Origin of the sequence: Rhodococcus sp. IEGM 1366 (genome assembly GCF_033142425.1) — a bacterium.
GTDB classification, from domain to species: Bacteria; Actinomycetota; Actinomycetes; order Mycobacteriales; family Mycobacteriaceae; genus Rhodococcus_F; species Rhodococcus_F globerula.
On sequence record NZ_JAWLRZ010000017.1, the window covers coordinates 67901 to 76813 of the forward strand.

7 protein-coding genes are annotated in these 8913 nt (G+C 58.6%); 2 read left to right on the plus strand and 5 right to left on the minus strand.

Annotated elements, in window-relative coordinates; genetic code table 11:
- Positions 1-368 precede the first annotated feature (368 nt).
- Entirely contained in the window at positions 369-1616 is a 1248-nt protein-coding gene (locus tag R4P64_RS31840) for an amidohydrolase family protein (RefSeq protein ID WP_033237377.1), read from the minus strand.
- A gap of 442 nt (positions 1617-2058) precedes the next feature.
- Between R4P64_RS31840 and R4P64_RS31845 the strand changes: the two genes are divergently transcribed.
- Together R4P64_RS31845 and R4P64_RS31850 are read left to right on the plus strand one after the other, a co-directional pair.
- Positions 2059-2733, plus strand: coding sequence for a pyridoxamine 5'-phosphate oxidase family protein (locus R4P64_RS31845; protein WP_033237378.1), 675 nt, complete (start codon positions 2059-2061; stop codon positions 2731-2733).
- Positions 2734-3199: 466 nt separating this feature from the next.
- Complete coding sequence (locus tag R4P64_RS31850; RefSeq protein ID WP_092803989.1) at positions 3200-4048, plus strand: mycofactocin-coupled SDR family oxidoreductase; 849 nt, start codon at positions 3200-3202, stop codon at positions 4046-4048.
- Between the two features lie 184 nt (positions 4049-4232).
- Here the strand turns inward: R4P64_RS31850 and R4P64_RS31855 are convergent, their stop codons facing one another.
- The 4 genes from R4P64_RS31855 to R4P64_RS31870 all read right to left on the minus strand — a co-directional run bounded on the left by R4P64_RS31855 (position 4233) and on the right by R4P64_RS31870 (position 8506).
- Positions 4233-4661, minus strand: a complete 429-nt coding sequence (locus R4P64_RS31855; RefSeq protein ID WP_033237383.1) for a nuclear transport factor 2 family protein — start codon at positions 4659-4661, stop codon at positions 4233-4235.
- Positions 4662-4672: 11 nt separating this feature from the next.
- On the minus strand, positions 4673-5761 hold the full coding sequence (locus R4P64_RS31860; RefSeq protein WP_202026741.1) for a Gfo/Idh/MocA family protein: 1089 nt from the start codon (positions 5759-5761) through the stop codon (positions 4673-4675).
- Positions 5762-5842: 81 nt separating this feature from the next.
- Positions 5843-6652 carry an SDR family NAD(P)-dependent oxidoreductase gene (locus R4P64_RS31865; RefSeq protein ID WP_175393550.1) on the minus strand — a complete coding sequence of 270 codons (810 nt, stop codon included), beginning with the start codon at positions 6650-6652 and terminating at the stop codon, positions 5843-5845.
- A 339-nt stretch (positions 6653-6991) separates the two neighbouring features.
- A complete protein-coding gene (locus R4P64_RS31870; RefSeq protein ID WP_033237381.1) occupies positions 6992-8506 on the minus strand; it encodes an AMP-binding protein in 1515 nt (504 codons plus the stop codon).
- Positions 8507-8913: the final 407 nt, after the last annotated feature.

Sequence of the window (8913 nt, forward strand, 5' to 3'; positions counted from 1 at the left end):
CGACCCACGACTCGTACCGGCGGGGGAGGGATCAGTTTCGGTTGCACTTCACTGATTGTCCAGCGCGACGAGAAAAGTCGAATCATGTTGCGAATTATCGGCATATCCGGTGTCGACTCCACCTAACCGACGAACTCCGTCTGACAATTGATCACGGTGTTACCGGTGCGCTGGATCCGAACAGCGCGTGTTGCCCCGATGCCTGCGGCGCCACCGGACCTCTATGGACTCAGTCAGGTCTCTTGCTGGAGGCACCGCAGGCATCAGGGCTTCGACTCAGGGAATGATTCCGCCCTCATCACGTTGACGAACCTCGAGCCGTCGCCCAACTCCCGCGACCGGTCATCGGGACATGCCGGTCATGAAAATTACGCTCCTACAGTGGCATCCGGACGCATGTGCGCGGTGGGTACGACACTGGTGTCCCAATCCGGAACGCGACTGCGCAGCGCCCCGACTGTGGCCTGCTCTCGGGAAATATGAGCGAACGGATCGTACTGGAAGTGCTTCATCGCGTTGAGGTGGGTGATCTTGTTGATCGTCTCATCGGAGATTCTGTTCATGTAGCGCATTGCTCCCTCTGGGGAGTTGGGCCACATCGTGTCGGAGTGCGGGTAGTCGCATTCCCAGGTGACATTGTCGATGTTGAGTCGATGCAGGTTGTCGACACCGACCTCGTCGTCGATGAAACAGGTGATGACGTTCGAGTTGAACAGTTCCGAAGGCAGACGGCCACCGAGATCCATACCCGACCAGTGCTGAGTGTGGTTGTACAGGTAGTCCAAACGCTCCAGGAAGTATGGAACCCAACCGATTCCACCTTCCGATAGTGCGACGCGCAGTCGGGGGAACTTGATGAACAGTTTGCTCCATACAAGATCCGCGGCAGCTTCGAACGAGCCGATGGGCGACAGCGAGTAGATCAGCTCTACAGGTGCGTCCGGGGACGTCGTCGGCGCCTTCGAGTTGGAGCCGATGTGCATGCACACAACGGTTCCTTCTTCCTCACACGCACGCCAGAACGGATCCCAGTGATCCTGGTAAATGCTCGGCAGACCCAAGTCGTAAGGATTGGAAGTGAAAGTAACTGCGTGGCAGCCCTTCTTCGCTACCCGGCGAATCTCTTCGGCTGCCAATACCGGATCCCAGAGAATCGGAATGGCCAGCGGAATGAACCGGCCTGGGTACGTACCAGCCCACTCGTCGATATGCCAGTCGTTGTAGGCGCGGACCATGGCGGCGGACTGATCACGATCTCCGTTTTCCAAGAAGAGTGCACCGGAAAAACGGACGAACGAGGGGAAGCACATCGAACCCAGCATGCCGTTGACATCCATGTCCTTGACACGCGCGTGGATGTCGTAGACGCCCGGTCGCATTTCCTCCCGACACACGGGGTCCATGCCCCACTCGGACTTCGGTCGGCCCACAACCGCCTGTACAGCTGGGTTCAACACGACGGCGTCCCCGTACACCCACGCCATTGTCCCGTCTTCGCGAGTGATGAAGCGGGGTGCCGCATCGGCGTACTTCTTCGGAAGCCGACCTTCAAATAGGTGGGTCGGCTCGATCACATGATCGTCCGTGCTTACAAGAATCAAGTCTTCAGTCCTCATCGGACACCTCTCCGTAAACCATTCGGATGACTCGCAACATGGGAAGTAGAGCATTTCCTCCACACACGCTTACGTGGAGAACCTTTCACAAGCCGTACGACCAGCTGGTATGTGTTAAATTAATCACTAGAGCTCAGTTTGTCAATGATCCACGGGGCATCCCCTACCTTCGACGAAACTCCAGCGTCGTCGCCCCGAGATCTACGGCGTCGTCACGCCAGGTCCGCAGCCAGATCTACTTGCGCTCAGTCGATCTCTGCCTGACCGCTGGAAAAAATGCGATGACGGAATCGATATCGTTGCTGGACCCGGCCCTGCATGCAGGCCGGCACTGAACTAAACAAGGGCGAACAGTCGAGATAGACCTCCATACTCCGTCTACAGCAGATAGCCGGCATCACGTTCGAGGTTTTGCCAGGGCGGACCGGAGCACCCTCGGGGCATGCTCCCGGACGACGATCTCCCTGGCCGAAGGAAGAATCCGCACGGGATCTTTGCGACCACCGATGTCGCACAGGAAGTTTCGTCAAAGGCTGTACCGTTGAGCGGAATCGTCAAGACCTATTTGCGCGCGACCCACATAGCATCCATCAGCATGGCAAAAAGAATCGATAATCTCGAGGATCTGTCGGCCTTCAAACTCTCCGAGGACGACCGCGAGAAGTTGTTCGACTTGCAGCACGAGTGCACCGTCAGCTGGACGAACAAGGACGGATGGCCGGTGTCCATGCCACATTCATTTGTGCGATCGGAGGGTAAGTTCTGGGTCCACACCACGACTAACCGCAAGCGAGTGCAGGCATTGCGCGCACGTCCCGAGAGTTGTGTCGTGGTCTCGAGCCTGGGAACCGGAATGACCGGTGCCATGGTCACCTCCAAGACGATCGCGACAGTTCACGACGGAGATCGCGATCTGGTGCGTTGGCTTCTGCCGTTGTTCCTGAAGCGAGTCGGAATGGGCGCCGACGAAGAAGCAATGAACCAGCAGTTGTCGCTGCTCGACACGCCGAACCGCGTAGTGGTCGAGTTCGACCCGGTCCAGTTCTTTACCTATAACTCGCAGGCACTGCGCCAGGCCGTAGCGTCAAGCGGCTACGACCGATGGTCCCAGAAATGAATCTGGTTACTTAAGGCAGGTTGACCCCGAATCACGGTCATTCGATGTTGCACGGGAGCCAAGAGAATGACACCGATCAGCCGAGCATTTGAAGTTCAATCATGCCGAGATCGACTGATCAGCAGTAACTCCTGAACATCAACGGATAGCGACCCACACCGTGACCTGTTGCCATCCTCGCGCTCCCGGAAATGTTCTGTGCCAGTCCGATATCGCCCCGTACCAACAATTCGGCTGCCCCTCGGCGAAATCGCTGCTGCGCAACCGATACCGGTGAAGCATGTGAGTTCACTCGTGTGGAGTGAGTGCGACAGCAACCTTGCGATCCCTGCCCCGGCTACCTCGATATCGATCGACCGACAGGACGAAATCTTTTGCAAGAGAGTCGAATTGAAGTTGCGCAGGCCACTTTGGAGACATACTGTGCGTGATGGCACTCTGCCACATTTCACGACCGAGGAGCGAAATGACCATCGAGATTCCCGAAGCGCCGATCCCCGACGCCCCCAACGGCCATAGATACGAAGGGAAGGTTGTGTTCATCACCGGAGCGGCCCGAGGCCAAGGACGCGCTGAAGCAGTCCGCTTCGCAGCCGAAGGCGCAGATATCATCGCTCTCGACATCTGCGAAGACCTCCCGACTGCTGAATACCCCGGCCCGACAACCGAAGATCTCGACGAAACCGCACGACTAGTGGAAAAGCACGGCCGACGCGTCGTCACCAGCGTCACAGACGTCAAAGACTTCAGCGCTCTCAAAGCCGCGGTCGAAAACGGGGTCGATCAGCTCGGCAGACTTGACGTTGTAGTCGCCAATGCAGGCATGACCACCGCTTCGCTGTCCTGGGAAATTGATCTCGATCACTGGCACGCCACCATTGACAATAACTTGCACGGTGCCTTCTACACGGCCAAAGCCACTGTGCCGATCTTGATCGAGCAGGCAACCGGCGGCTCGATCGTCTTTACCAGCTCAGTCGCCGGCCTGAAGGGTCTTCCGTTCCTCGCAGACTACGTAGCGGCAAAGCACGGTGTAACAGGCCTCGCGAAGACGATGGCAAACGAACTTGCCAAGTACCGAATCCGGGTCAACAGCGTTCATCCGCACGGTGTCGCCACCGGGCTCACCGTCCCCGAACTGCATCAGAAGATGGAGGCGCGTCAAGACCTAGGATTGCTGTTCATGGGAAGTCTCCCCGACCCGGTTAGCGAGTCTGAAGATATAGCCGCTGCCGTAGCATGGATCGCCTCCAACGAAGCCCGTCACGTCACCGGCATTCAGCTACCCGTCGACCTCGGACGTACCAACCGCTGAGCCTTCCGAGGGACGCACCTGGCCGATTCAACGACTGCGACGGGGCGAGCGGCGACAAGTCTTGTGCATCAATTCGCCACGGGGAGAGAAGTCGCTGAACTGGATTCGGCAAGGAAACAACGAGGCGCCGCCGGGGTAGATTCCCGGCGGCGCCTCACCATGACTCTTGACGACTATCCATATATCAGATGTCGATGCGGAGTCGTTCCAGGCGCAGAGATCGGATGCGCCACTGTCCATCCTGACGTTCGTAGTGCTCAACGTAATGCCCGTAGCCATTCGTGATCGTGGACCCCTGAGGAGAAACGCGCTCGAGAACGTCCGACATGGCCCAGACGCCCGTCGCAGTGTCCGGACCGGTGATCTCGATCTCCGGAGCGTGTAGGTGGTGAACAGTACGTACACCGTCCATACCGACACTGATTCCCTGCACGATTCGCGCCCGCCCTTCCCACCGTAGATCCGCTTCGGGCGCTTCGAGCGTTGCATCGTCTGTGAAGCAGTTCCCGAACTCGTCCCACCGCTTGGTGTCCAGGAATCGCGCAACGCGGGCACGCATCTGCTTGATGGACTCGACGGTCCACAACTTCTGCAATAGGTCGTCTGTGTTCATGCGGTACTCGGTCACTGGCCCTGAATGCACTGGCGCGAACCGGTTTCCGCTGCTCGCTCAATGGCGTCGAGCAACCGGTGACGCAGAAGTCCGTGCGCGAAGTCCGGTGCCTGCTTGCTGCCCCCATTGAGGTCCAGCCGAAGGCGGTCGTAGGCGTGGGCGACAGCGTGGGCGGGTGAGCCGACCAAATCAGCGTGGTGATCGTAGCCGTCGGGAACCGGAAGTTCACTCAAAACATCGTCACCGCGCGCTCCCCGGATGGTCACCGGGTTGGCCAGAGTGCCCCCGGTCCCGTCGATCCTCAGGTGCCCCTCGGTGCCGTTGATCTCCCAGATCAATTTACTGGAGTGATCATTCATCCCTCTGAGATGGAGCGAAGCGATCGCGCCATTGGTGAGAGTTCCCGTCACGACAATCTCATCCTCTGCCGTGGCAGTGACGAACTCACCGGAATCGGTGTTGAGCACCGTGGGGCGCCGTATACCCGTAGTGGCGTTCAGGTCGGCTAAGTCGCCGACGATGTAGCTGAACGAGTCCACAAGATGGCCAAAGACGATAGACAGCAGAGTCGCACCGTTGGACTTGTCGAGCAGGTACTCGGTGCGATTCCCGACAGGCCCACCCCAGGGGCCCGCAGTTGCGATCAGGCTGGTGGAGACCAGTTCACCGACAAATCCGTCGGCGATCAGATCCTGTAGGTAGCGCACAGCCGGCGCAGCTGTTCCCTGAAAGCCGACATAGGCATGCTTGCCTTCGGCGGCACTGGCCAGTTCGGCGGCCTCAGCAACACCGTTGGCAAGGGGCCACTCGCACAGCACCGGCTTCTCGGCGGACAATGCCTCGAGGACGAGCTCACGATGGTGAGGCACCTTGACTGCCACCACCACGAGATCAACCTCGTCGCATCGTGCGAGGTCCTCGACGCTCGAAAACGCCAGCGGCACCCCGTAGGCCTCGGCTGCAGCTTGCGCTGATTCGGGGGAACTCGTTGCCAACGCGCGCACTTCGAAGCCCTCGACGGCCCGCAGCGCGGGCAGATGCGCGTATGACGCCCAGCTTCCCGTGGCGCTCAAACCAACCACACCAACTCTTACTGTCATCGTCTCTCTACCCATCTGTTCGAAGAAGCTTCCGGTTCTTGGCAGTCACACTTGCGATCTAGGGGATCTCGAAGGGAGAAGTCATTGAAAAACGCCGATCTTGTGGGCGGACTCCCCACCCACATGGAAGCGTCCGCCATCGATGCGAAGTACTGAGCCGTTGACCCAACGCGCATCGGGCCCGAGGAGATAGAGCACGGCGTTCGCAATATCGGAAGGGTCTCCGAGGCGCTGCATCGGGATGAGCCGGCTCTCCGCTGCTTCGCGCTCGCCTTTCCAGATCGCACCGGCGAGATCTGTCTTGATGATGCCGGGTTCGATGGCGTTGACTGTCACGCCACGAGGTCCGAGTTCGCGTGACAGCGTGAAGGTCAAGCTCTCGAGTGCGGACTTTCCCGCAGTGTAGACACCCGCCGTCTCGTGAACGCGTTGCGCCCCAGCCGAAGAGATGTTGACGATCGACGAACCCTCGGGGAGGCCACCTGCCACGGCTGCTTGGATAATCGCCACGGCCGGCCAAGTATTGGACAGGATTGTCTTGCTGAAGGCTTCCCTTCCACAATCCAGAACCCGTCCCGAATGAGCGCTGGTCGCGGCATTGTTGACCACGAAGTCGATTCGTCCGAACTCGGATTGGCAAGCACCGATCAGCTTTTCGGGAAATTCGGGGTCAGCGAAGTCGCCTTGAACCCCGATCGCCGAGCCACCGGCATCTTCGATTTCCTTCACTGCGAGATCGAGAACCACCTGATCCCGCCCGTTGAGGACAACCGACGCACCTCGTACTGCCAATTTCCCGACCACAGCGCGTCCGATGCCGCGCGATGCCCCGGTGACAATTGCCACCTTGCCCTCGAACCAATCGTCGACGCCTTCGCTCACATGCCCCATCAGCCCCGCCAATCCGTATTTTCGATCCTGTATCGTTCGGGCGGTTTGTACGGTCCGGAAAGGTGGAGTTCCATCCCTGAGCCAAGCCGTCAGAAACACAAGTTGGTCCCGATGGGACGCTATCAAGATTTTCGACGTGCTCGATACCGAGTATTCCGTTGTGCGGAAAGAACTCCCGAGTTCAGTTGACATCTTTGACCGACACCGAGCGTCGTCACCCCTGGCCATGCGCGCACTACCACCGCACAGTCAGACCATGACGGCGATCGTGCGAAAAGTGCTTCTACGCATTACATCTTGACCGAACCTCGCCAGAACTGAGCTGACCGGTTGCTTCGTTCATGCTTCGCCGAAACGTGCCATCAGCTCGCGGCGCAGTATTTTTCCGCTGGGTAGCCGGGGCACCTCGTCGAAACTCACCGACCGCGGAGCTTTGTATCGGGCAAGACGCGCTCGACAGTATTCGATGAGCTCTTCAACCAGTGCTTCGTCGGCTACGACACCCGGCGTCACCGCGACTACTGCGTGCACCTTCTGCCCCATCTCGTCATCGGGAAGTCCGACTACGACAACATCGTCGACTGCAGGATGGAGGGCGAGTTCGTCTTCGATTTCCCGAGGATAGATGTTGACTCCGCCCGAGAGAATCAGATCGGTGCGCCGTGCAGACAAATAGAGGTATCCGTCTTCGTCGACATGCCCAAGATCGCCGAGCGTGTTCCACCCTTTGTCGTTGAAGGACTCTGCGGTCTTCACAGGATCACGGTGATACTCGAATCGGCGGATGTCGCTGAACCACACCGTTCCGATACTCCCAGCTGGTAGTTCCATCCCCTCGTCGTCACAAACATGAACCACACCGATAACAGCTCGTCCGACAGAACCCTTATGCGCCAACCAGTTCGGGGAGTCAATCATGAAGAATCCAGTGCCCTCGCTACCGCCGTAGAACTCGGTCAACTTCGGCCCGAACCAGTCGATCATTCGCTCTTTGATTTCGATGGAGCATGGAGCTGCTGCATGAACAACCAGTTCCATGCTCGAGACGTTGTATCGCAAGCGGGTGACGTCGTCGAGTTTGAGCAAGCGCACGAACATCGTGGGAACGAACTGGCCGTGGGTAATCGAGAACCTCTCGATGAGGGCCAACGCAGACTCGGCGTCGAACCGCTCCATGACAATGGCAGTCCCTCCGTTGCGCATTGTTCCCAGGCACCAACCGAGGGGTGCGGCATGGTAAAGCGGACCCGTACTGAGGTACACCGCTTCAGGTCCGAATCCGAAGGCTGAGGCCATCCTGGAATCAATCGGGAGCCCCGACCCGAAGGGCTGGTCTGTCCGTTCCGGCACAATTCCCTTGGGCCGACCCGTGGTGCCAGACGAGTAGAACATGTAATAGCCCTCGGACTCGTCCGGAATAGGCGTGACGGGCACCCCTTCTAACTCTGCTTCCAGCGAATCTCCGGCACCCGAGCCCACTACCAACCGTGACTTCAGCTGAGGTGCTGACGCTTCCGCCTTCAGCGCCAATTCACTCAGCGATTCAGAATGTACAAGTAGCCGAGCGCCACAGTCCTCGACGATATAGGCCGCTTCATCGGCGCTGAGGTGCCAATTCACCGGCGTGTACAACAACCCGGAGCGTTGCGCCGCCCATACGACAGGGAAAACTTCAATCTCGTTCTCCATGAGGATCGCGATGTGATCACCTGCGATCAGTCCTCGCAGTCGAAATAGATGCGCAATCGCATTCGACTGTTCTTCGAGTTGCCGATACGTCAGCGATTTTCCCGTTCGTCCCATGACAACGGCAAGCTTGCTCTCGTATAGCCCGGCGAGTTGCGTCAGATTCACGATTCATTCCACCTCTGAGTGCCTACAGCAGCATGAACTGCCATGTTCCGGCGATGCACGAAACCTTGCAATGAAGCGGAAAGGGACTGCTGTACAGACGATTACGTCGCACACAGAGCGCTTCCCGACTAGGTCGATATTGGTCGGCCGACCTCGCTGGTGTCAGTGCGCAGAATCTCGGCGCGGTATCCGAAACCAATGAGCGAACGCGCACCGTCGATATCGTTCTTCCGGGTATACCGACGAACAGCAAAACCTCCGGTCGGAGGCGGGGCTTCGATAAGCCACACCCCAACCGGAGGTTCCCTTCACATCACACCGAGGCGAGGACCTTCGGAGCTGTCGGTGGGTGTTTACGGGTGGAAGGAATGCATCTTCAGGTAACCGCCCGCATCGACCCGCATCTG

Bases quoted from the DNA above. Each gene is read 5' to 3' on its own strand.
- R4P64_RS31840 (WP_033237377.1), bottom strand. From the start codon at position 1,616: ATGAGGACTGAAGACTTGATTCTTGTAAGCACGGACGATCATGTGATC.
- R4P64_RS31845 (WP_033237378.1), top strand. From the start codon at position 2,059: ATGCTCCCGGACGACGATCTCCCTGGCCGAAGGAAGAATCCGCACGGG.
- R4P64_RS31850 (WP_092803989.1), top strand. From the start codon at position 3,200: ATGACCATCGAGATTCCCGAAGCGCCGATCCCCGACGCCCCCAACGGC.
- R4P64_RS31855 (WP_033237383.1), bottom strand. From the start codon at position 4,661: ATGAACACAGACGACCTATTGCAGAAGTTGTGGACCGTCGAGTCCATC.
- R4P64_RS31860 (WP_202026741.1), bottom strand. From the start codon at position 5,761: ATGACAGTAAGAGTTGGTGTGGTTGGTTTGAGCGCCACGGGAAGCTGG.
- R4P64_RS31865 (WP_175393550.1), bottom strand. From the start codon at position 6,652: ATGGGGCATGTGAGCGAAGGCGTCGACGATTGGTTCGAGGGCAAGGTG.